20 protein-coding genes are annotated in these 22565 nt (G+C 53.2%); 9 read left to right on the top strand and 11 right to left on the bottom strand.

Annotated features, from left to right (window positions below; genetic code table 11):
• The first annotated feature begins 114 nt into the window (after positions 1–114).
• Positions 115–1200 carry a YncE family protein gene (locus OGV74_RS19315; protein ID WP_086503806.1) on the top strand — a complete coding sequence of 362 codons (1086 nt, stop codon included), beginning with the start codon at positions 115–117 and terminating at the stop codon, positions 1198–1200.
• A gap of 146 nt (positions 1201–1346) precedes the next feature.
• Positions 1347–2741 (top strand): phenylalanine transporter, encoded by a 1395-nt coding sequence (gene pheP, locus OGV74_RS19310; protein ID WP_003021979.1) that lies wholly within the window; start codon positions 1347–1349, stop codon positions 2739–2741.
• A gap of 54 nt (positions 2742–2795) precedes the next feature.
• Here the strand turns inward: pheP and OGV74_RS19305 are convergent, their stop codons facing one another.
• From OGV74_RS19305 to OGV74_RS19290, 4 genes are all read right to left on the bottom strand, one after another.
• Positions 2796–4040, bottom strand: a complete 1245-nt coding sequence (locus tag OGV74_RS19305; protein WP_086503807.1) for a mechanosensitive ion channel family protein — start codon at positions 4038–4040, stop codon at positions 2796–2798.
• Between the two features lie 64 nt (positions 4041–4104).
• On the bottom strand, positions 4105–4758 hold the full coding sequence (nfsB, locus tag OGV74_RS19300; RefSeq protein ID WP_003021982.1) for an oxygen-insensitive NAD(P)H nitroreductase: 654 nt from the start codon (positions 4756–4758) through the stop codon (positions 4105–4107).
• A gap of 119 nt (positions 4759–4877) precedes the next feature.
• Entirely contained in the window at positions 4878–5246 is a 369-nt protein-coding gene (locus OGV74_RS19295; RefSeq protein ID WP_032948764.1) for an MmcQ/YjbR family DNA-binding protein, read from the bottom strand.
• On the bottom strand, positions 5246–5827 hold the full coding sequence (locus OGV74_RS19290) for a TetR/AcrR family transcriptional regulator (RefSeq protein WP_003021988.1): 582 nt from the start codon (positions 5825–5827) through the stop codon (positions 5246–5248). The genes OGV74_RS19295 and OGV74_RS19290 overlap by 1 nt, the downstream gene beginning before the upstream one ends.
• Before the next feature lie 189 nt (positions 5828–6016).
• On the opposite strand from OGV74_RS19290, the gene OGV74_RS19285 reads away from it, so the two are divergent.
• Positions 6017–7129: an MBL fold metallo-hydrolase gene (locus tag OGV74_RS19285; RefSeq protein ID WP_032948766.1), complete on the top strand. Its 1113-nt coding sequence runs from the start codon at positions 6017–6019 to the stop codon at positions 7127–7129.
• A gap of 17 nt (positions 7130–7146) precedes the next feature.
• Entirely contained in the window at positions 7147–7488 is a 342-nt protein-coding gene (locus tag OGV74_RS19280; protein ID WP_003021996.1) for a RamA family antibiotic efflux transcriptional regulator, read from the top strand.
• Between the two features lie 21 nt (positions 7489–7509).
• Here the strand turns inward: OGV74_RS19280 and OGV74_RS19275 are convergent, their stop codons facing one another.
• Positions 7510–7758, bottom strand: a complete 249-nt coding sequence (locus OGV74_RS19275) for a DUF1158 domain-containing protein (protein WP_003021999.1) — start codon at positions 7756–7758, stop codon at positions 7510–7512.
• Positions 7759–7825: 67 nt separating this feature from the next.
• Complete coding sequence (locus OGV74_RS19270; protein ID WP_086503808.1) at positions 7826–8944, bottom strand: YbdK family carboxylate-amine ligase; 1119 nt, start codon at positions 8942–8944, stop codon at positions 7826–7828.
• Positions 8945–9086: 142 nt separating this feature from the next.
• Between OGV74_RS19270 and OGV74_RS19265 the strand changes: the two genes are divergently transcribed.
• Positions 9087–9806, top strand: a complete 720-nt coding sequence (locus OGV74_RS19265; protein ID WP_003835662.1) for a GNAT family N-acetyltransferase — start codon at positions 9087–9089, stop codon at positions 9804–9806.
• Here the strand turns inward: OGV74_RS19265 and entD are convergent.
• Together entD and OGV74_RS19255 are read right to left on the bottom strand one after the other, a co-directional pair.
• Positions 9781–10434, bottom strand: a complete 654-nt coding sequence (gene entD / locus OGV74_RS19260; RefSeq protein ID WP_049002150.1) for an enterobactin synthase subunit EntD — start codon at positions 10432–10434, stop codon at positions 9781–9783. The two genes, OGV74_RS19265 and entD, sit on opposite strands and share 26 nt — an antisense overlap.
• A 49-nt stretch (positions 10435–10483) precedes the next feature.
• On the bottom strand, positions 10484–12757 hold the full coding sequence (locus OGV74_RS19255) for a TonB-dependent siderophore receptor (protein WP_003835658.1): 2274 nt from the start codon (positions 12755–12757) through the stop codon (positions 10484–10486).
• Between the two features lie 253 nt (positions 12758–13010).
• On the opposite strand from OGV74_RS19255, the gene fes reads away from it, so the two are divergent.
• From fes to wzz(fepE), 4 genes are all read left to right on the top strand, one after another.
• Positions 13011–14228, top strand: coding sequence for an enterochelin esterase (gene fes, locus OGV74_RS19250; protein ID WP_286521389.1), 1218 nt, complete (start codon positions 13011–13013; stop codon positions 14226–14228).
• A 30-nt stretch (positions 14229–14258) separates the two neighbouring features.
• Positions 14259–14477 carry an MbtH family protein gene (locus OGV74_RS19245; RefSeq protein ID WP_003835654.1) on the top strand — a complete coding sequence of 73 codons (219 nt, stop codon included), beginning with the start codon at positions 14259–14261 and terminating at the stop codon, positions 14475–14477.
• Positions 14474–18364: an enterobactin non-ribosomal peptide synthetase EntF gene (gene entF, locus OGV74_RS19240; RefSeq protein WP_086503811.1), complete on the top strand. Its 3891-nt coding sequence runs from the start codon at positions 14474–14476 to the stop codon at positions 18362–18364. The genes OGV74_RS19245 and entF overlap by 4 nt, the downstream gene beginning before the upstream one ends.
• 228 nt (positions 18365–18592) lie before the next feature.
• Positions 18593–19726 (top strand): LPS O-antigen length regulator Wzz(fepE), encoded by a 1134-nt coding sequence (wzz(fepE), locus tag OGV74_RS19235; protein WP_086503812.1) that lies wholly within the window; start codon positions 18593–18595, stop codon positions 19724–19726.
• A 46-nt stretch (positions 19727–19772) separates the two neighbouring features.
• Here wzz(fepE) and fepC read toward each other — a convergent pair whose 3' ends face one another.
• Genes fepC through fepD form a run of 3 tightly spaced genes read right to left on the bottom strand, consistent with a single transcriptional unit; the run spans position 19773 to position 22563 of the window.
• Positions 19773–20570: an iron-enterobactin ABC transporter ATP-binding protein gene (gene fepC, locus OGV74_RS19230; RefSeq protein WP_003022023.1), complete on the bottom strand. Its 798-nt coding sequence runs from the start codon at positions 20568–20570 to the stop codon at positions 19773–19775.
• Positions 20567–21559, bottom strand: a complete 993-nt coding sequence (gene fepG / locus OGV74_RS19225) for an iron-enterobactin ABC transporter permease (protein ID WP_003022026.1) — start codon at positions 21557–21559, stop codon at positions 20567–20569. The genes fepC and fepG overlap by 4 nt, the downstream gene beginning before the upstream one ends.
• Positions 21556–22563, bottom strand: a complete 1008-nt coding sequence (gene fepD, locus OGV74_RS19220; RefSeq protein WP_086503813.1) for a Fe(3+)-siderophore ABC transporter permease — start codon at positions 22561–22563, stop codon at positions 21556–21558. The genes fepG and fepD overlap by 4 nt, the downstream gene beginning before the upstream one ends.
• Positions 22564–22565 lie beyond the last annotated feature (2 nt).

Genomic DNA, 22565 nt, shown 5'->3' with positions numbered 1-22565 from the left:
TTTCATGTTTTTTACTCTCGGGTAATTATTCTTGATTCAGTAAAGATAATGCGTATAGTTCTCATTCTCCTTTGTTATTAGCTCTCTGTATTACTTCTGGTAAGGATCCCTACAATGAAAAAAACAACATCCGCGCTGGCATTGCTGATTGTTGCGGCGTTAAGCGGTTGTGCGCCGCATACCACGCCAGCCAGCAACGCCAGCGTTACGGAAAAAACAACGCAACCTGCCGTCACCGATGTACAGCAACGCGCGCTGGCGGCTGGGTTATATGAAATGGCGCTTAGCCCGGCAGGGGATGCGTTGTACGTTGCCAGCGCCGAAGGATTTAAAGATGTGCAGGGCGGTGTGGTTTACAAGCTGGATCCGAAAACGCTTAAAACGCTCGGCTTGAGTCATACCGATATGAAAAACTTTGGTATGGCTATCTCGCCGGACGGTAAAACGGTGTATGTCACCAACTCACTGGATGGCGGCCTTAGCGCGCTGAATACCGCTGACGGTAAAGTGAAAAATCGCGTATTGTTCCCGGAACGTAACCCAGAAGGGTTCCCGTACGGTGCACGTCAGGTTCTGTTGCATAACGGCTTGCTCTATATTGGCGCCGTGGCGGATCCGGCGGTGATTTGGGTGGTTGACGCTGAAACCCTGACACTGAAAACCCGCATTAAAAATACAGGTAAATGGATGACCGGACTGCATTATTCTGACGTGACGCAGCGAATTTATGCGGCTAACGGCGGCGGTGAAATTCTTGTCATCAACCCGCGTAATCAGCGTGTTGAGAAACGCTGGCAGCCGCTGTGGGAACAACCTGCGCTGCTGCTGAATATGGCAGAGGACGCGCAAACGGGTCGCTTGTTTGTTACCGACAACTCGAAAGCGAAGACCACCCTGGTGCTGGATATCCATACCGGTAAGCTGTTGAAAAAATTGGATGTGGGTGATTCGCTGGCGGTGAAATTCAACGCAAAACGCAACGAAATCTATATTACCCAGCGTGATTCAGGGAAATTACTCAGCCTGAATGCGACCGACTACCGTGTGAAGAAAAGCTGGGACTTACCGCCTAACCCCAACAGCCTGCTGCTCTCGGCAGATGGGCAAACCCTGTTTGTCACCGTGAAACAGAAATTTAATAAAGACCACTCCACCTCTGCGCCAGATAACGTGGTACGTATTGACCTGAATAAACAATAACAACTCGCCTTCTTTCTATTGTTTTTCTGCAGAGCCTCGGTGCGTTGGGCAAGGAAGCCCGGCGTATCCAATCGATTGCGCCTTGCGACAACCAGGTTGAAATGTTAAAAGAAGCCCCTTCAATAAAAACGACACAGGGGAAGGGCGTGAAAAACGCGTCAACTGCATCTGACACCAGCGTGTCTGATGCCGCGTCAACAAATGAGCCGACGCTTCAACGAGGGTTGCAAAACCGCCATATTCAGTTAATTGCACTGGGCGGTGCAATTGGTACGGGCCTGTTTTTAGGCATTGGCCCGGCTATTCAGATGGCGGGACCTGCGGTGTTACTGGGTTACGGTGTGGCCGGGATCATCGCTTTTTTGATTATGCGTCAACTGGGCGAAATGGTAGTGGAAGAACCCGTTTCCGGATCCTTTGCCCACTTTGCCTATAAATACTGGGGACCGTTCGCGGGTTTTCTGTCCGGTTGGAACTACTGGGTGATGTTTGTGCTGGTCGGTATGGCGGAACTGACAGCGGCCGGGATCTACATGCAGTACTGGCTGCCCGATGTCCCGACCTGGATTTGGGCCGCGGCATTCTTCGTGATCATCAACGCCGTCAATCTGGTCAACGTACGTCTGTATGGCGAAACGGAATTCTGGTTCGCACTGATTAAAGTGCTGGCCATTATCGGCATGATAGGTTTTGGCGTGTGGATGCTGTTTTCCGGTAACGGCGGGGAACATGCAAGCATCGATAACCTATGGCGTTACAACGGCTTTTTTGCTACCGGCTGGAACGGGTTAATTCTGTCGCTGGCAGTGATTATGTTCTCCTTTGGCGGGCTGGAGCTTATCGGGATTACCGCCGCGGAAGCGCAGGATCCGCAGAAAAGCATTCCAAAGGCGGTAAACCAGGTGGTGTACCGTATTCTGCTGTTTTACATCGGTTCTCTGGTGGTGCTGTTGGCGCTATACCCGTGGGTGGAAGTGAAATCCAACAGCAGCCCGTTTGTGATGATTTTCCATAATCTTGATAGCAACGTGGTGGCTTCTGCGCTGAACTTTGTCATCCTGGTGGCTTCGCTGTCGGTGTATAACAGTGGCGTCTACTCTAACAGTCGTATGCTATTTGGTCTCTCGGTTCAGGGGAACGCACCGAAGTTCTTAACCCGCGTCAGCCGTCGCGGCGTACCGGTGAATTCACTGATCCTTTCCGGTGCTATTACGTCGCTGGTGGTACTGATCAACTATGTGCTGCCGCAAAAGGCCTTTAGCCTGCTGATGGCGCTGGTGGTGGCGACGCTGCTGCTGAACTGGATTATGATCTGCCTGGCACATCTGCGATTCCGGGCGGCGATGCGTCGCAAAGGACGTGACACACAGTTTAAAGCGCTGCTGTATCCAGCAGGGAACTACCTGTGTATTGCTTTCCTTGGCATGATCCTGGTGCTGATGTGTACGATGGATGAGATGCGCCTGTCAGCTATCCTGCTGCCAGTGTGGATCATTTTCTTGTTTGTGGCCTTTAAACTGCTGCGTCGTAAGTCCCGCTAAGTTTCTACCGATCTCATCCTGGTGATGAGATCGGTGATTTATCTATTCTGCAGATTAACGCTGAAACGCGCCAGACAGTGCGCGAATATCGTTTCCGGTAGGCGACTGATGAATGCGCAGGCCAAACTCTTCGACCACGGCAAAGATATGGTCGAAGATATCAGCCTGAATACTTTCATATTCCAGCCAGACCACCGTATTGGTAAAAGCATAAATTTCGATTGGTAATCCGTGATCGTCTGGCGCAAGCTGGCGCACCATTAACGTCATATCTTTGCGAATACGCGGGTGATGACGCAAATATTCGTTCAGATAAGCGCGGAAGGTACCAATATTGGTCATTTGGCGGTGATTCAATACCGATTCAGGCGCATCTAATTGCTGATTCCACTCGTTGATTTCCTGGTGACGCGTGGTCAAATACGGTTTCAGCAGGTGTGCTTTATGCAGTCGCTGACGCTCATCCTCATCAAGAAAATGGATACTGGTGGCATCAATGCTGATGCTGCGTTTAATTCTCCGACCACCTGAAGCCGACATTCCGCTCCAGTTTTTAAAAGAGTCTGATACCAGTGACCAGGTGGGGATCGTGGTGATGGTGTTATCCCAGTTGCGCACTTTGACGGTGGTTAAACCAATATCGATAACAGCACCGTCTGCACCGTATTTCGGCATTTCCAGCCAGTCGCCAAGCTTAAGCATGTCGTTGGCCGAGAGCTGTATTCCGGCCACCAGACCGAGAATCGGGTCTTTAAATACCAGCATTAGCACGGCTGCCATGGCACCCAGACCGCTTATCAGTATTGCCGGCGATTGACCTATCAGCAGGGAAATCATCAGGATCCCGACCAGGATGGCGGCGATCAGTTTGATACCCTGAAATATACCTTTTAAGGGTAATTGGGATGCGGCTGGGAGCTTTTGTGACAGGTTGAGAATAACGTCCAGCAGAGAAAACAGGGACAGCAGGGCGTACATCATGATCCACAGCTGTGCGCAAGTCACTAATATATCTGCTGCGTCACTGCCTTTTTGTAGCCAGAGCGTGGCCTGTATATTGACGATGATACCTTGCAGCGTAAACGCCAGGCGGTGGAATAATTTGTTCTGCGTGATAATTTGCAACCACAGACGGGAACTGGTGCTGGCGCGTTTTTCAAATGCGCGTAATACCACCCAGTGCAAAATAACGTGAACAATAATGGCGGTGATAAAAATAATGCCAAAAATCATCACCAGCGAAGTGGTGTGATTTATTTCAATGCCGAGTTCTTCTACCTGAGATATCAATTCCTGCATAACGTCTCCTTAATAAACAGCGGTCTATGATGACCGCTGTGTGGAGCTTATGCAAATGTGGGGACTAGACTTCTGTCAGCGTTGTTTCCAGCGGCAGACGGGATTTCGGCAGCGCGGCGTTGAAATCTTCTACGCTGTGATGACCCACCGGGACCACCACTACGCTGGTGAAACCTTTTTCTTTCAGACCAAACTCTGCATCCATCACCGCTGCATCAAAGCCTTCGATCGGCACTGCATCCAGACCCATTGCTGCAACGCCCAGCAGGAAGTTACCAACGTTCAGATACACCTGTTTTGCCATCCAGTGGTTGTCATCTTTCAGTTCTTTGCGATGCATATCAGCAAAGAAGGTACGACCTTTGTGGTTTGCAGCTTTAGCTTCAGGGGTGGCGAAGCGGCCATCGCTCTCTTCCTGATCCACCACGCGCTCCAGCCACGCGTCGTCCATCGCCGTTTTGGCGCAGAACACTACTACGTGGGAAGCATCCAGCATTTTACGTTCGTTGAACACAAAGCCGCCGGCTGCGGATTTGGCCACACGCGCTTTACCTTCATCAGTGCTGGCAACGATAAAATGCCATGGCTGAGAGTTGGTGCTGGATGGGCTAAACTGCAGCAGCGTTTTTAATTTTTCTGCCTGCTCAGCGGTCAGTTTTTTAGTCGGATCGAATGCCTTAGTGGAGTAACGTTTTAAGGCGACAGAAACAATATCCATAACTACTCCTGGTGGTTTTTTATACCCTGCGGGTACGTTTTGTTTCAGCAGGGTACAGGGTTAGCAGGAAAAAGATAAGACAGGAAAATGCAAAAACACTTATCGGGGTTAGCGATAAATCAATCTGGACGCAGGCGTTTTTGATCCCGCTTCGGCAAGCCGTCAACGACGCGGTGCCAGGAATCATTCACCAGCTCTGCCAGTAATGACTCGGTAATGTCGTCGCCCGGATAGACCGAGATCCAGTGCTTTTTATTCATGTGATAGCCGGGTTTAATGCTGGGGTAGATCTGCTGGTTTAACAGTGATTTTTGCGGATCGGATTTCAGGTTAATAAGCGGACGTCCGCGAAGCTCCGTGACCAGCATAAAAATTTTACCGCCAACCTTGAAGACATCGTACTCCGGGCCGAATGGCCAGCAGTGTTCGGTAAAAGGCAGTTCGAGCGCAAGGCGTTTCGCACAGGTAGGTAGGGTCTGGCCGTCCATTATTGTTCCTCGCGGGTTAGAGCGCGCCACATCGCTTCAAATCCCATCGATATGTATTCCTTGGCCCGGGCAGAGTCTCGGGCAGCGAACTCCATGGTGGTTTCCGCCAAAGAGAGAAAAAGGCCATCGCCAAAGGCGCGATATTCGTCAGACATAAACTCAGGTCGTACGTAACGATGACAAAGATCGCGCAGTTCGGGAAACATATCGTCAGCCTGCTGTTCTGTTTCTTTGCTGATTTTCTCGCTAACGGCTAACTGGCGAATCGTGCGATGCCCACAGGTATGGTTCAGGCCCCAGCTAATGTAGCTGTTCCAGATATAGTGAGTCATGGTTTTGGCATCGGTCACTGAGCGATCCAGATTTGCCATCATCGACTGACAGAGATCGTGCTTTAAAAAGAGGTAAAGCTCGTTGATTAAATCATCTTTGGTCGCGAAATAGCGAAACAATGTTCCCTCCGCAACACCTGCATTGCGGGCAATTACGGCGGTAGACGCCGCAATACCTGATTGTGCAAATGCTGTGGTTGCAGCTTCCAGTAATGCCAATTTTTTGTCTTCACTCTTCGGACGAGCCACTACACTTTACCCTTAAGTTGTAAAAAGCATGATTGAATCACGGCCTTTGCAGCACCGCAACGGTGAATGTCAAAGATTGAAAATCATCTTGACGGCGAACTTTCGATTTCTATAATGAGTGCTTACTCACTCATAATCAAGAGTCAGTCACGCAAACCAGCGGAAAGGGGGCGTGTTTAAGGTCAGGATATGAAGCGTCTCACAGTTTGTGTGGTTGTTATTATGCTCATTGGCGCAGCTGCAAGTTTACCGTTTTTACTCAATGCCGGGTTTGGTCAGGCACCGAAAGGGGCACAGCTGAGTCAGGTTGAACAGTCACCGCACTATCGTGATGGACAGTTTCATAACCAGGTGCCAACACCGGGCTATACCGGCAACAAAAGTATGCTGGCTGCCTGGTGGGAGTTTTTGGTCGCTAAGCGCGAAAATGCGCGGCCAGCACATCCGTTGCCATTGGTGGCGACCGATCTCGCCGGGTTATCTCCAGAGCAGGACACGCTTGTCTGGCTGGGTCACTCTTCGTGGTATTTGCAGCTGGCCGGTCAACGTATCCTGATCGATCCCGTGTTTAGCAACTATGCCGCACCGCTTTCATTCCTGAACAAAGCCTTTGCCGGTGATTATCCGTGGTCCGCACAGACGATGCCGGAGATCGATCTGCTTATTATCTCGCACGATCACTATGACCATCTGGATCTCGCCACGATCAAGGCGTTAATGCCGAAAATTAAGCGGGTGATTACGCCGCTTGGCGTAGGGTCACATCTGCGTTATTGGGGAATGCGCGGCGAGATAATCGACGAGATGGACTGGAATCAATCCATCAGAGTAACGGATTCGCTGATCGTTCATGCGTTGCCAGCCCGTCATTTTTCGGGGAGAGGCATCAAGCGCAATCAGACGCTATGGGCGAGTTTCATGTTTGAAACGCCGGAGCAGAACGTTTATTACAGCGGCGATTCCGGCTATGGACCGCATTTTAAAGCCATCGGCGAGCAGTTTGGCTCGGTTGATTTGGCGATTATGGAGAACGGCCAGTATGACCATGACTGGAAGTTTATTCACATGATGCCGGAAGAGACGGCACAGGCTGCGGTCGATCTGCATGCGAAAGCCGTTCTACCAGGGCATGCAGGTCGTTTCGTTCTGGCGAAACATACCTGGGATGATCCTTACAAACGACTGGCGCTTGCCAGCCGTCGTTACAATTACCGATTGCTGACGCCAATGTTGGGTGAACCGGTAATACTGTCCGAACCGGACCAACTGTTTACGGCCTGGTGGCAACAGGTGACTCAATGAATACAGGGGAGAGCATGATGACGATTTCTGCTCAGGTAATTGATACGATTGTTGAATGGATTGATGATAATTTGAATCAACCATTGCGCATTGATGATATTGCACGCCATGCGGGATATTCAAAATGGCACCTGCAGCGTCTTTTTATGCAGTATAAAGGCGAAAGCCTCGGGCGTTACATTCGGGAACGTAAGCTGCTACTGGCCGCGCGCGATCTACGCGATACCGACCAGAAAGTGTACGACATCTGTTTGAAATACGGATTCGATTCGCAGCAGACCTTTACGCGTATTTTCACCCGTACGTTCAGCCAGCCGCCGGGCGCTTATCGCAAAGAAAATCATAGCCGAACGCATTAACAGCAAAGGGTTCTCGCGGGTCTAATCCGCCAGCGAGAACCAGCGCCGCCAGATGAAGCGCAGCACCAAATATTCAATCACACCCAGCAGTAAAAACCACAGAAAAAACAGCAAAGTATAAAACTGATTGAGATCCATCAGATGAAAAATGGCGACGAGTTTTTGCGCCAGCACCAGGCCAAGCGAGGGGGCGGGCAGCAGCAGGCAAGACAAAAAAGCCAGCAGCAGGATCCCTGCTACGGTCATCAGTGATTCAAGCGGGTGTTTCATAACATTGTTAAACTTGAGTTAAAAAGCCATTGTCCGGGATCTCTGCGGGCAACGCAAATTCCCACGCTCAAAGCCCGGTCCAAATCTCACAATGTTTTTTCACCAGACCACTCAGTGACCCGCCTTCGGCGACGAAGTCACGCATGTTTTGTGCTTCATCATGATCATTTTTAACCTGCAGGTGTATAGCTTCAATCGCGCTGGTCGCGCCCACTTTATCCGCAGAAACCGCAACATTCTCCAGTAGTCGCAATGTGTCATCTGACAGGCGACAACCGTCGCCGGTATTGACGTCGGTGATGATTCCCGCCATACCAAAGCGGCAGGCCTGAAAACGATTGAATTTATACAACAGGTAATCACGCTCCTGGTGCTTGAACGGCCGTTTGGTGAGTAACCAGTGGGCGGTAGCCTGAATAAGCCCTGCCATATTGACCGCATGATCAAGGGTCAGTGGCGTATCCATTACCCGAACCTCTACCGTGCCAAAGTGCGGGCTGGGACGGATATCCCAGTGTAAATCTTTAATACTATCAATCATGCTGGTGTAAGCCAGTCGACGGAATAGCCCCTCGAATTCTTGCCAGTTATTCACCCATGGCATCGGGCCATTATCGGGAAATCCGGAGAATATATTCAGTCGCGCGCAGGCAAACCGCGTGTCGGACGTCTGCATATAAGGTGAAGCGGCAGAGAGCGCAATAAAATGCGGAACAAATCGCGACAGGCCGTGCAGAAGGTATATGGCATCGTCGCCGTTTGCGCAGCCGATATGCACATGCTGGCCAAATACCGTCGCCTGCTGAATAAGATAACCGAAATTTTCCAGGTTACGCCGATAGCGTTCGTCATCGCAGACTTCCTGACGTTGCCATTTTTGAAATGGATGCGTACCACCGCCACAAATGGCGAGGTGCTGCTCTGCAGCAACCCGCGTGATTATCTGCTGCATAGCGGATAATTCAGCACTCGCCTGGTCGATATTGCGACAAACTCCGGTCGCCATCTCCAGCATACTTTCCGTGATATCGTGCTTCACTTCTCCGGCGGTAAGCCGTGACTTTACGGCGTCAATCAGCCGGGAAGAATCCTGACTCAGGTCGTAGCCCGGAGGATTGACCACCTGCATTTCCAGTTCAATGCCTAACGTGAAAGGGTCAGAAACATGAAAATCGGGAAGTGGCATAAGACTCTCTTCAGCGTTGATTTTTAATCAGTATAGAAGGGCGGCTGATTTTCTGTTCGTTGTCAGATATTCCCTGGTGACGCTTTGAAGGTGAAATAGCTGGTGTTATAACTATTTTTTACTTTGCAACTGGGGTTGAATCGTGCCGGAAATAAATCTTTATGGGCAGACCGTCGGCGATGTTGTGCCGGACTGGAATGGCGCTGCCGTACTGCCACGGGAAACGCTTGTCGGTCAATATTGTCGACTGGTTCCTCTGGATGCCGACAGCCATGCCGCCGATCTGTTTGATGCCTACGCGCAGGCACCGGACGATCGCGACTGGACCTGGCTTGCAAGCTCTCGCCCCACAAGCGTTGAGGCTGCAGCTTGTTGGGTTGAGGGGAAATCCACTGATGCCTCTCTGGTTCCCTATGCCGTCATTGAGCAGCGTTTCGGACGTGCCGTTGGACTGGTGTGTTTTATGGCGATCGAACGCGAGCACGGTTCGGTCGAAATTGGTCATGTGACCTGGTCACCGCGCATGAAAAATACGGTACTTGGCACCGAAAGCATCTGGCTGCTGCTGCGCCAGGCGTTTGCGTTGGGTTATCGTCGCGTGGAGTGGAAATGCGATTCTCTGAACACCGCTTCGCGCCGGGCGGCGGAGCGCCTTGGGTTTATCTTCGAAGGACGCTTTCGTCAGAAGATTGTGCGCAAGGGTCGCAATCGCGACAGCGACTGGTTATCGATGATTGACGGTGAATGGCCCCAGTGTGACGCCGTGTTACAACGCTGGCTGGCGGCGGAGAACTTTGATGAACACGGGCGGCAACGCCGGTCAATGGCTGACTTTGTTACAAAGTCGCTTCACACAGAGTAATGATGTTTTCATCATGCTGAAACCAGCGAACATTAACTTCCTGCCCGGCGAGGTTTTGCGAAAATGACGGGGTGATTTGCACCGTTAAGTGTGTCGCTGTGAGTGCAACTATTTTGGCGCTGGCAAATCCCGGCAGCTCCGATGCCTGCGCGGAAAATGTTTTATACACGCTCTCTTTGGCGGAAAACGCCAAGGTTAAGGCGAGCGGAAAGGGAACCAAACTGAACTGTAAAAGCCGTTGTTCACAGTTATCGATAATGCCGCCAGTCAGATCAACTGCGGTTTGTGGTGTAAAAATAGCTTCTATATCCAGTCCGACGGGATGCGTCGATACCACCGCCAGTGCAGTTGACGTACTGTGGCTGATGCTGCCAAACAACTTTTGTGGCCACAGCGGTTGTCGCTGCCCGCCGATGCCAGGCACAGTTTTGATACCGTATTCACGTAATGCATGTACTGCGGCAATGCGCCCCGCTAAGTGCTCAGCTTTACGCTTACGCCCACAGGATTGAAGCTGAGTATGGTGGGGGAGCCAGAACAGGTCGTGCTCTTGGAAGGTGTCGGGATCGAACTCGACAATGTGCAGCGTGTGGTCTGCGAAAGTGAGCGTTGTGTGCGTTGTGTGCATCGTCGTTATTGTTTCCCTCTCCCCGTAGCGAGGAGAGGGAGAAACGTTATCAGAAGTGCGTATTAACGCTCATGAACCACGTCCGGCCCGGTTCGTTATAGGTGTGCGCGCCTGCGCCCGCCATATAGTTCCCGGTTACAATATCGCCCGTGGTCTGGGCATTGCCTTCACGCCACAGACGTTTGTCGAAGACGTTATCCACGCCGCCAGTCAGGCTGACATTTTTCGTCACATCCCAGGTCGCGCTCAGGCCGACGATGCTGTACGGGCTGACTTCACTCGCCGAACTACCGGTTACGGGTTTACCCTGGTAATCGTATTTCTTCGGCTGCTGTTTACCGTACCAGGTGAAGGTTGACTGCAGCGATAAATCTTCACGCGCCTGCCAGCTCAGCGTTGAGTTCAGCGTGTATTCAGGAATAATCGACAAACGCTCGCCGGTCTCTTTATTCTTACTTTGCAGCATGTAGGTAATGTTGTTGGTCCAGTTAACGGTTTCGCTAACCGGTACGTTCAACGTACCTTCCAGACCCTCAACCACTGCTTTAGGAATGTTTTCCCACTGATAGATATCAGTGTAAGTCGTCTTCCCTTTGCTGGTGATAGACGTTCTGTCGAACGGTACCGTACCCGCTTCAATCTTGTTGCGGTAATCGTTACGGAACCAGGTTACCCCGGCCAGCCAGCCGTCACGTTTGAACTCAAGACCAATCTCTTTGTTGATACTGGTTTCGGCCTTCAGGTCATCGTTGCCCATCATGTAGCAACCAATGCCCGTCGCGGAACCGGTGGCGTAGCAACCCTGGCCTTTGCTGTACAGAATGTAGTTCGGGTTGAGCTGGTACAGGCTTGGTGCTTTATAGGCTCGCGCAATCCCCATCTTCAGCGTGAAGTCATCACCCAGACCCTGGGACAGGTTCAGAGATGGGCTCCAGTTGTCGCCAACGATGCTGTGGTGGTCGAAACGCAGACCCGGCGTCAACATAGTGCTGTCGGTCAGTTCCATGTTGTTTTCAGCAAACAGAGAGAAAATCTCTGCGTCTGAGTATGGGCTACGGTTGGTACTGCTCGAACCTGGAATATCACCGCCCATAAAGGTCTGTGAATTGGACAACATGTCCTTCATGCGTTGCTGGTTCCACTCAGTACCGAGCGTCAGATTTTGGTTGACCAGCAGATCTAACGGAATGCTGACTTCACTGTGCAGCATGACGTCACTCAGGTCGGCGTCGAGATATTTTTGTGACGCATTCGGGTCGAAGATACCCTCAGTACCGCCCGCCAGACCTTCAGGCGTACGGGAGTTACGTGTATGTTCGTACTGCACCCAGTTGCTGGTGGTGACGCCGTTATCCCAGCCGCCATTCCAGGTCAGAGAGTAGTTCTGGCGGTAAAGACGGTTGGTCTCTTTCCCGTAGTTATCTTTCACCAGTTGGTTGGTGTTAGTGTTTTGAGTGTCGCCCGCATACAGGTTACCCTGACGGCTATAACCGGCTTCCAATTCCAGTGACTGGAGTGGGGCGAAATCCCAGCGAACCACACCGTTAATGTCTTTGTTGATCACCCCTTCACGACCGGCTGGTAAGGTATTTGAATATGTGCCGGTACGTTCTGACTGATGACCCTGGTTGATGTCCCATGCGTCGGCCTGGGTTTTATCGAGATTACCGTACAGGCGGAAGCTGAAATCCCCACCCATTGGACCATTCAGGCTAAAGTTGGTGCGCTTGGTCGATCCTTCGTCTTTGTGTTCCGGGGCGTTGAAATAGGTATCCCAGGAACCGTGCCATTCATTGCTGCCTTTTTTGGTGATGATATTCACCACGCCGCCAGCTGCGCCATTGCCATAGCGTGCCGCGGCAGGACCGCGCAGCACTTCAATACGCTCAATCATTTCCGGTGGAACCCAGGCGGTATCGCCGCGGGTATCACGCTCGCCGCGCCAGCCCTGGCGTACGGAGTTACGGCTGGTAACCGGTTTACCGTCGATCAAAATCAGGGTGTTTTCTGGCCCCATGCCGCGAATATCGATCTGGCGGTTGTTGCCGCGCTGACCGCTGGTTGAGTTACCGGTCAGGTTAACGCCAGGCATGGTACGGATGATTTCCGACACATCGCGAGCGGGAGGGTTCTTACGAATTTCATCAGCGGTAATGGTTGAAACGCCCGGCGCCTGTAGGTTCTGCTGGGCGGCGGTAACGACGATGGTGTCTTCATGAGAGACAGCTACGCTATCGGTTTGATCTTCTGCCATTGCTGGCAGGGCTACCCCGTAAATCCCTAAATTGACCAATAAGGCCAGTGAATGAATCTTGTTGTTCATTGTATGTCCTGCTGTTCTTTTAGCCACGAGTACCAATGTGCCTCGGTGCGGCATTTGGTCTGATGTCGCCCGCATCTGCGTAAACTATCCATTCCAGAAAAAGTACGCAGCGCCAGGTCGGTTTATAAGTGGTGAAAAACTGTGCGCGCTTCCCACAGCGCGACAATACGCTATTGCAAATGCAAATAGTTATCAATAATATTATCAATATATTTCACGCTAGATCATAAAATTTCACAATAAACATGGGGTTATGGCGGTGACGACGTTAAAGATGGGAAGCGAGGCGTGGTGGCAGTCAAAAAAAGGCCCGGAGTGGGAGCGTGAAGACAACGGAAATTATCGGGTAGCCTTCTGGTGGCGTGACCCGCAGGGAACGGAGAAAGAGTCAGCCATTCATCGCGTGTGGGTCTATATCACTGGCGTCACCGATCATCATCAAAACGCTACCCCTCAGTCGATGCAACGCATTGATGGAACAAATGTTTGGTGCTGGCGTGTTTCTCTCAGCGCCAACTGGCGCGGCAGCTACTGTTTTATCCCGACAACACGAAACGATATCTTTTCCTCGCTGGCGGTGGGCGCAGCGCCTGACCGAAGCGCACTGCGTGAAGGCTGGCGGCAATTGCTGCCGCAGGCCATTGCCGATCCCCTTAATCCGCAGAGCTGGCAGGGCGGTCGCGGCCATGCGGTGTCTGCGCTGGAAATGCCGGAGGCGCCCGTACAGCCCGGATGGGATCGACCTGAAAACCCCGATTCACCCGCAGTTTGCCTGCAATGGCGTAGCGCAAGGCTTGGTAATACGCGTCGCGTATGGGTATTTACCACCGGTGAGGCCCAAGCGGAATCTCGTCCGCTGGCTATCCTGCTGGATGGGCAGTTTTGGGCACAGAGTATGCCGGTCTGGCCTGCGCTAACTTCACTTACGCATCGTGGACACCTTCCTCCTGCCGTTTATCTCCTGATTGATGCCATTGACACGGCTCACCGTAGCCGCGAACTGCCGTGTAACGCTGATTTTTGGTTGGCGGTACAAGAGGAGCTATTACCACTGGTGAAGACGACGACCGCGTTCAGTGACGATCCACAGCGTACTGTGGTCGCCGGACAAAGTTTTGGCGGGTTGTCATCTCTGTATGCCGGGCTGAACTGGCCCGCGCGCTTTGGCTGTGTTCTTAGCCAGTCGGGCTCTTACTGGTGGCCGCATCGTGGTGGTGGTCAGGACGGAGCGATCGTCGAGCAACTGAAGACCGGGACCATCAGCGCTCAGGGACTGCGTATTGTCCTGGAAGCGGGGCTCCGCGAGCCCATTATTTATCGCGCTAATCAGGCGTTATATGCCCAGTTACCTTCTGCACCACAGTCTATTTTCTGGCGTCAGGTTGATGGTGGACACGATGCGCTTTGCTGGCGCGGCGGTTTGATGCAAGGGCTAATGACGCTCTGGCAACCGCTTACCGACACGATTTAACCGGACGACGTTCCACGACAGGAGTTGAGTATGGAATTCAGTAACCCCTTCGATAATCCGCAGGGCCAGTTTTACATTCTGCAAAATCCCCAACGTCAGTTTAGCCTTTGGCCGCAGCAGTGTTCACTTCCTGCTGGTTGGCAAATTGCTTGCGAACCCCAATCCCAGGAAGCCTGCCAGCAATGGCTGGATGCAAACTGGACCACGCTGACGCCCGCGAACTATGTCGATGTGCAGGAGGCTCCATGACTCAGCGTTTACCGTTAGTGGCGGCTCAGCCGGGGATCTGGATGGCGGAAAAACTCTCCACATTGCCCTCGGCGTGGAGCGTGGCGCACTACGTAGAATTAACCGGCGAACTGGACGCGTTGTTGCTGGCGAAAGCGGTTGTGGCGGGCCTGGAGCAGGCCGATACCTTGCGAATGCAGTTTAGCGAAGATAACGGCGAGGTCTGGCAATGGGTGGATCCTGCGCTCACTTTTGCGCAACCCGAAATCATCGATCTGCGCGAAAAATCCAACCCACATGAGGCGGCGCGTGCGTTGATGCAGGCAGACCTGCAGCAGGACATACGTGCTGACGGCAATAAGCCGCTGGTTTTTCACCAGCTTTTACAGGTGGGAGATAAACGTTGGTATTGGTATCAGCGTTACCATCATTTGCTGGTCGATGGCTTCAGCTTCCCGGCCATTACCCGCCAGATAGCCGCAATCTATCGCGCATGGCTACATGGCGAGTCTACGCCAGACTCGCCTTTTACGCCGTTCGCCGAGGTGGTGGAAGAGTATCAACAGTACCGTCAAAGTGATGCCTGGCAACGGGACGGCGCCTTCTGGCGCGAGCAGCGAAAGCAACTCCCACCTCCTGCTTCGCTGTCGAACAATCCGTTGCCGGGACGCTCGGCCAGCGCGGATATTATTCGCATGAAGTTAACCGCGCCTGAAGGAGCGTTTCGCCGGCTTGCGGCACGCATGCCTGACGTTCAGCGTGCGGATCTGGCCCTCGCGCTGGTGGCATTGTGGCTGGGACGTTTATGCAGCCGAATGGATTATGCCGCCGGGTTTATCTTTATGCGGCGCATGGGCTCGGCGGCGTTGACGTCCACTGGACCGGTTTTAAACGTTCTGCCATTTGGTGTGAGGCTGGATGCGGCAGAAAACTTGCCTGCGCTTGCACAACGACTGGCCGGACAGTTGAAGAAAATGCGTCGGCATCAACGTTATGATGCCGAACAAATCGTTCGCGACAGCGGGCGTGCAGCCGGTGCAGAGCCGCTGTTTGGCCCGGTGCTGAACGTGAAAATATTCGACTATCATCTGAATATTCCCGGCGTTCAGGCGCAAACTCATACGCTGGCGACAGGACCGGTGAACGATCTTGAACTGGCGTTGTTCCCGGATGAAAACGGCGGGCTGAGTATTGAAATCCTGGCCAATAAACAGCGCTACGATGCAGAAACGCTGGCGCAGCATGCCTCGCGTTTAATCGGGCTTATCGAGCAGTTTGCTGACAATCCGTCGCTATGCTGCGGCGACGCCGGGATGCTGTTGCCTACAGAACATGAGCGGCTGGCGAAGATTAACGACACGACCGTGGAGATCCCGTTCACTACGCTTAGCGCACTGGTGACACAGCAGGCCGATAAAACGCCGGATGCCCCGGCGCTGGCCGATGCCCGTTATCAGTTTAGCTATCGCGAAATGCGCCAGCAGGTCGTGGCGCTGGCGAGCCTTCTGCGCGAACGCGGCGTCCGTCCTGGCGACAGCGTAGCTGTGGCATTACCGCGTTCTGTGTTCCTGACGCTGGCGCTGCACGGTATTGTGGAAGCCGGAGCTGCCTGGCTGCCGTTGGATACCGGATACCCGGACGATCGCCTGCGGATGATGCTCGAAGACGCGAAGCCAAAATTGTTGATAGCGACTGAAGAGCAACTGGCGCGTTTTAGCGATATCCCAGGGCTGGAAAGTCTCTGCTATGACTCGCCGCTGCCAGCAGAAGATGCTGCTCCGTTGGCGCTATCTCAACCCAATCATACGGCCTATATCATTTTTACTTCCGGTTCTACCGGTAGACCAAAAGGGGTGATGGTTGGGCAAACCGCCATCGTTAACCGTCTGCTGTGGATGCAAAATCACTATCCGCTGACCGCAGATGATGTGGTGGCGCAAAAAACGCCATGCAGTTTTGACGTCTCGGTATGGGAGTTTTTCTGGCCGTTTATTGCCGGGGCAAAACTTGTCATGGCAGAACCTGAAGCGCACCGCGATCCGCTGACGATGCAGCAGTTCTTTGCCCGTTATGGGGTGACGACCACGCACTTTGTCCCCTCTATGTTGGCCGCTTTTGTCGCTTCACTGACGCCGGAAACCGCGCGGGAGAGTTGTGCCTCTCTGAAACGGGTATTTTGCAGCGGCGAAGCCTTGCCAGCCGATTTATGCCGTGAGTGGGAGCAGTTGACTCATGCGCCACTGCACAATTTGTACGGACCAACGGAAGCTGCGGTCGATGTGAGCTGGTATCCAGCCTGGGGAGAAGATCTCGCTGCCGTAACCGGCAACAGCGTACCGATTGGCTATCCGGTATGGAATACCGGTTTACGCATTCTGGATGCCATGATGCGCCCGGTGCCTTTCGGCGTAGCGGGTGACCTGTATCTGACGGGGATCCAACTGGCGCAAGGCTATCTGGGGCGTCCGGATCTGACGGCGAGCCGCTTTATCGCCGATCCGTTTAACGTCGGTGAACGTATGTACCGTACCGGAGATGTGGCGCGCTGGCTGGAAAATGGCGCGGTGGAATACCTCGGGCGCAGCGATGACCAGCTTAAAATTCGTGGACAGCGCATTGAGCTCGGCGAGATTGACCGGGTGATGCAGCAGTTGCCTGATGTCGAGCATGCCGTTGCCCATGCCTGCGTATTCAACCAGGCTGCGGCGACAGGCGGCGATGCGCGTCAACTTGTGGGGTATCTGGTGTCGCAATCGGGTTTGCCGCTGGATACGGCTGTGTTGCGGGAACGTCTGCGCGAAAAACTGCCTGCGCACATGGTACCGACGGTATTGTTACAACTGGCGGAGTTGCCGCTTAGCGCGAACGGTAAACTGGATCGTAAAGCGCTACCGATGCCGCAGTTGACGTCGCGTGTTTCCGGGCGCGCACCGCGAGCAGGGACTGAGACCACCATCGCGCAGTCTTTTGCGGCCTTGCTGGATTGTGAGGTGAATGATGTAGAGGCTGATTTCTTTGCGCTTGGTGGGCATTCGCTGCTGGCGATGAAGCTGGCAGCGCAGTTGAGCCGCATTTTTGAGCGTCAGGTGACGCCCGGGCAGATTATGGTGGCTTCCACCGTGGAACAACTGAGCGCATTGCTGGAGAGCAATGATGATGAACAGTCGCAGCGTCTGGGATTCGAGACGCTATTGCCACTGCGTGAAAGTCACGGCCCAACGTTGTTCTGCTTCCATCCGGCGTCGGGTTTTGCCTGGCAGTTTAGCGTGCTGTCGCGTTATCTCAGCCCTCAGTGGTCGATTATGGGTATTCAGTCGCCACGACCGGATGGCCCGATGCAAACGGCGGAAAATCTCGACTCGGTATGCGAACATCACCTGGCAACGCTGCTCAGTCAACAACCTCACGGACCTTACTATTTATTAGGTTATTCGCTGGGTGGCACGCTGGCACAGGGGATCGCCGCGCGCTTACATGCCAGAGGAGAGTCGGTTGCATTCCTCGGTCTGTTGGATACCTGGCCGCCAGAGACGCAAAACTGGCAAGAAAAAGAGGCCAATGGGCTGGATCCAGCGGTGCTGGCGGAGATCGAGCGTGAACGCGAAGCCTTTCTGGCGGCGCAGCAGGGGAATGCGTCAGAGGCCTTATTTAACGCTATCGAAGGCAACTACGCCGATGCGGTTCGCCTGCTCACCACGGCGCACAGCGTGCCGTTTGCAGGTCACGCCACGCTGTTCGTTGCTGAGCGCACGTTAGCACCGGGTGTGAGCCCTGAACGCAGTTGGTCGCCGTGGATATCCAGTCTGGATGTTTACCGCCACGACTGCGCGCATGTTGATATTATTTCCCCCACCGCGTTTGAGGCGATAGGACCTGTAATAAATACGCTGATTAATAAATCTGTGTAACAAGACGAATATTGCAGTCGCGGTGATCGAACAGCTTCACAATGTAAAAAATATGTTGTGGAGTTGTTGTTTTTGTGCGGTGCGAGGTGATGAAAGGGGTGAATAAATTCCGAATATAATTTTTGGTAGGGCGATAAGCGCAAAGAGTGTTTCGGATAATTCTGACTAGCTGGTAGACTTCTCCCACAGGAATGTTTTTCTTTTAGGAAAGTTTTCAGGTCACGCAACATGTCATCATTAAATATTAAGCAAGATAACGTTTCGGAATTTACTGGCTATCCTCAGCCAGCGGCAAACGCAAATGAAATCGATTTAGTGAACCTAATCGAAATCTTATGGCGAGCAAGAACGAAAATTATAGCGACCGTTTTCGCCTTTGCTTGTGTGGGTATTCTGGTATCTTTCCTGCTTCCGCAAAAATGGACCAGTCAGGCAATCGTGACCCCCGCAGAACCGGTTCAGTGGCAGAGTCTCGAGAATATGTTGACCAAATTGCGCGTGCTGGATATGGATATTAGCGTTAGCCGTGGTGATGTGTTTAACCTGTTTATCAAAAAATTCCAGTCGCCTTCATTGTTAGAAGAATATCTGCGCTCTTCACCTTACGTGATGGATCAATTGAAAGGCGCTGATATCGACGAAATGGAGTTGCATCAGGCAATTGTCAGGCTTAGTGAGAAAATGAAAGCGGTTGATACTAACCTGGGTAAGAAGAACGAAACTTCGCTGTATACCTCATGGACGCTGAGTTTTACCGCACCTCATGCCGAAGAAGCTCAGTCTGTGCTGAAGGGATATATCCAGTATATTTCTGATATTGTAGTGAAAGAAACGCTGGAAGATATTCGCAATAAACTGTCGATCAAAACCAGCTTCGAGAAAGAAAGGCTGGAGATGGATCGCGTCAGGCTCAAGAACCAGCTGGAAGCAAATATCCAGCGACTGAACTACTCGCTGGAGATTGCCAATGCCGCCGGGATTAAAAAGCCGGTCTACAGTAATGGTCAGGCGGTGAAGGATGACCCCGATTTCTCTATTTCACTGGGTGCTGACGGCATCGAACGTAAATTAGAAATAGAAAAATCAGTAACGGATGTTGCTGAAATTAACGGTGAATTACGTAATCGGCAGTATCACGTTGAGCAACTGTTAGCGATGAATGTGAGCGACGTAAAATTCACACCGTTTAAATATCAACTTACGCCTTCGCTGCCGGTGAAAAAAGATGGCCCGGCTAAATCAATGATCGTTATTCTGGCCGCATTACTGGGTGGAATGGTGGCGTGTGGTGGCGTTTTGCTGAACTATGCTATGGTGTCGCGTAAGCAAAAAATGACGTTTATTGATCAGCAACTGGTGTGATGAATTGTCGTATGGCGGCAAGCCAGCCGCCTTACGATAACGCGTGTTATTTGCTGCGTCCAAGCGGCACTACTAACGGCGTTCCGGCAACTGGATCGTCGATAATCATACAGCGCAGTCCATAGATTTTTTCAATAAGCTGCGCGGTGACGATCTCCTTCGGTGCTCCCTCGGCAATAATTTTTCCGTCTCGCAGCGCAATCAGATGCGTCGCATAGCGACAGGCCTGATTCAGGTCGTGCAAAACGGCGGCCAGCGTGTAGCCTTTTTCCCGGTTTAACTCACTCAGCAGTTCCAGCAGATCGATCTGATGACTGATATCCAGCCAGGTGGTGGGTTCATCAAGCAGCATAATCGACGTTTCCTGCGCCAGCACCATCGCAATCCATGCACGTTGACGTTGTCCGCCGGAAAGGGTATCCACACTTTGTGATGCCAGGTGGGTGATACCCGTCGCCTGCATGGCGTTTGAGACCGCAATTTCATCCTCTTGCCGCCAGCGGGTAAACAGCGGCTGGTGCGGATAGCGCCCGCGGGCAACCAGCTCCTGTACCGTAATATCTCCCGGCGTGGTGGCGTTTTGCGCCAGCAAACCTATTCTTCGGGCGACTTCCTTGCTGGCATAGTGTTGAATATGTTCGCCGTCAAGCCAGACCTTGCCGTTCGCGGGCGTCATCAGGCGACTAAGCGTGCGCAGCAATGTCGATTTCCCGCAGCCATTTGGCCCGATAATCGCGGTGAAGTGACCGTCGGGAATCGACACATTGAGGTTTTCCGCCACGGTAAACTTGCCATAACCCAGCGTTAACTGGTCGCCACGCAAACGGGCTACTGATTCGGTCATTTTTTGCGGGACTCCTGAATTAACAAGACGATAAGATAAATACCGCCGAGGCTTACGGTGACAACGCCCACCGGAAGCTGATAAGGCATAAACAGCTGTTGGGCGCATAAATCCGCCATCAGCAGCAGCAACGCGCCGCACAGCGCTGACAGGGTTAATCCCCAGCGCGATGTGCCGCTTATACGTCGCGCGATATGCGGCGCGACAAGGGCAATAAACGAGATAGGACCCGCCAGCGCGGTGGCGGCAGCGGTCAGTACAACCGCAACCAGCATCATCATCAGACGCGAGCGCTCAACGCTGACACCAAGCGCACAGGCGCTGTCATCACCCATTTCCAGTAAGCGCATCCGGCGTACCAGCAATGTGGCGCATACCAGCATGATGATAATCAGCGGGGCAGACGGCCAGGTTTTGGCCCAGGTCAGGCCATTGAGTGATCCAGCGTTCCACAGTCCGGCCGTTAGCGCGGTTTCTAATGATGCTTTCAGCAGTAGCCAGGTGTTGAACGCCACCAGCATGGCGCGTATGCCGATACCAATAATAATTAGCCGGAAGGTGTCGATCCCATTGCGCCAGGCGAGCGCCCAGACCACCAGAGAAGTCAGGATCCCACCGAGCATGGCCGCCAGCGCGATCGCGGTAAGATGCTGTCCGAACAGCACCATTGCCACCAGCACACCGCTCCAGGCACCGGTATTAAAGCCCATCACATCCGGGCTACCCAGCGGGTTACGCATCAGCGACTGGAATATTGCGCCGCTCACGCCGAGCGCTGCGCCAATCAATAGCGCCATGAGCACGCGTGGCAAACGCCATTCGGTCACCACCAGGGTAATACTGCGCGGCGCATCGCCGAGCAGGGCGGCAATAATTTGCTGGGTTTCCAGCGTAACAACGCCGCTACGCAGGCTCCATAAACCAATGACGAGACAACCTGCAACCAGCAGCAGGCTGCTGATTATCAGGCGGCGGGAGAGGTGCATCATGCGCCACCCCCGCGCGATTTACGGCGTACCAGAAAGATAAGCACCGGCGCGCCGATGAAAGCGCTGACCACCGACACGCGCAGCTCGCCGGGAACAATCAGGCGACCGATGATATCGGCAATCAGTAACAGAGAAGGGGTTGCCAGCAGGGTGACGGGCAGCGACCAGCGGTGATCCGCCCCCACCAGCCAGCGCGCCATGTGAGGTATCATCAGGCCGATAAAGGCGATAGGACCGACAATCGCGGTCGCGCTGCCGCACAGTACGGTAATAACCAGCAGGCCAATAAACTGTGTGCGAGCGACTTTACTACCAAGCGCGGTAGCTGTGTCGCTCCCGAGGCTCAGGTTATTCAGGGCGCGACTGAGGAACAGTGCGACAGCCGCGGCAATCAGTACTGGTACCAATACCACCTTCAGCGTTTGCAGGCTGCGGATATCCAGTGAGCCAGCTTGCCAGAAACGCAACTGATCGTAAACGTCCGGGTTGAGCAGGGCGATGCCGGTGGATAATCCTTCCAGCACCGCGCCCAGGGCAACGCCCGCCAGCGTCAGACGTACCGGGCTTAACTGCCCACCGCCCTGACTACCGGTAAAAGCTACGATCAGCGACGCAGCCAGCGCACCGCAAAAGGCCATCAGCAGTTGCTCTTGCGCAGAGGAAAAGCCGAACAGCGCGGCGCCCAGCACAATAGCGAAGCTGGCACCGGAGTTGACGCCCAGAATGCCGGGATCGGCGAGAGGGTTACGCGTGAGCGTTTGCATTAATGCGCCAGCCAGGCCCAGCGCACCACCGGCGAGCAGCCCCGCCAGCGTGCGTGGGAGTCGCGCGTCAAGCACGATGGTGCAATCAGCGCTTTGACAACTGCCGGTGAGCGCATCCAGCACCACGGAGGCAGGTAGCGACTTGGCGCCAATAACCAGACTTAATACCGTGGTCAGAACAAGTAATAACAATAGTCCGGGCACGGCGAAGGCGCGTGTCGCGGAAACAGAGCATGACATAT

This window comes from Citrobacter sp. Cf116 (assembly GCF_030336505.1).
In the GTDB taxonomy this organism is placed as follows: domain Bacteria; phylum Pseudomonadota; class Gammaproteobacteria; order Enterobacterales; family Enterobacteriaceae; genus Citrobacter; species Citrobacter freundii.
The sequence above is the reverse complement of the archived record's forward strand: the minus strand, read 5'-3'. Positions and strand labels throughout refer to the sequence as shown.

Excerpts from the sequence above, each read along its gene's own strand:
- OGV74_RS19305 (WP_086503807.1), bottom strand. The coding sequence starts at position 4,040 with ATGCAGGAATTGATATCTCAGGTAGAAGAACTCGGCATTGAAATAAAT.
- OGV74_RS19270 (WP_086503808.1), bottom strand. The coding sequence starts at position 8,944 with ATGCCACTTCCCGATTTTCATGTTTCTGACCCTTTCACGTTAGGCATT.
- nfsB (WP_003021982.1), bottom strand. The coding sequence starts at position 4,758 with ATGGATATTGTTTCTGTCGCCTTAAAACGTTACTCCACTAAGGCATTC.
- fepG (WP_003022026.1), bottom strand. The coding sequence starts at position 21,559 with ATGATGCACCTCTCCCGCCGCCTGATAATCAGCAGCCTGCTGCTGGTT.
- OGV74_RS19245 (WP_003835654.1), top strand. The coding sequence starts at position 14,259 with ATGGAATTCAGTAACCCCTTCGATAATCCGCAGGGCCAGTTTTACATT.
- fepC (WP_003022023.1), bottom strand. The coding sequence starts at position 20,570 with ATGACCGAATCAGTAGCCCGTTTGCGTGGCGACCAGTTAACGCTGGGT.
- entF (WP_086503811.1), top strand. The coding sequence starts at position 14,474 with ATGACTCAGCGTTTACCGTTAGTGGCGGCTCAGCCGGGGATCTGGATG.
- OGV74_RS19280 (WP_003021996.1), top strand. The coding sequence starts at position 7,147 with ATGACGATTTCTGCTCAGGTAATTGATACGATTGTTGAATGGATTGAT.
- OGV74_RS19275 (WP_003021999.1), bottom strand. The coding sequence starts at position 7,758 with ATGAAACACCCGCTTGAATCACTGATGACCGTAGCAGGGATCCTGCTG.
- entD (WP_049002150.1), bottom strand. The coding sequence starts at position 10,434 with ATGCACACAACGCACACAACGCTCACTTTCGCAGACCACACGCTGCAC.
- fepD (WP_086503813.1), bottom strand. The coding sequence starts at position 22,563 with ATGTCATGCTCTGTTTCCGCGACACGCGCCTTCGCCGTGCCCGGACTA.
- OGV74_RS19255 (WP_003835658.1), bottom strand. The coding sequence starts at position 12,757 with ATGAACAACAAGATTCATTCACTGGCCTTATTGGTCAATTTAGGGATT.
- OGV74_RS19315 (WP_086503806.1), top strand. The coding sequence starts at position 115 with ATGAAAAAAACAACATCCGCGCTGGCATTGCTGATTGTTGCGGCGTTA.
- OGV74_RS19295 (WP_032948764.1), bottom strand. The coding sequence starts at position 5,246 with ATGGACGGCCAGACCCTACCTACCTGTGCGAAACGCCTTGCGCTCGAA.
- fes (WP_286521389.1), top strand. The coding sequence starts at position 13,011 with ATGGCGGTGACGACGTTAAAGATGGGAAGCGAGGCGTGGTGGCAGTCA.
- OGV74_RS19285 (WP_032948766.1), top strand. The coding sequence starts at position 6,017 with ATGAAGCGTCTCACAGTTTGTGTGGTTGTTATTATGCTCATTGGCGCA.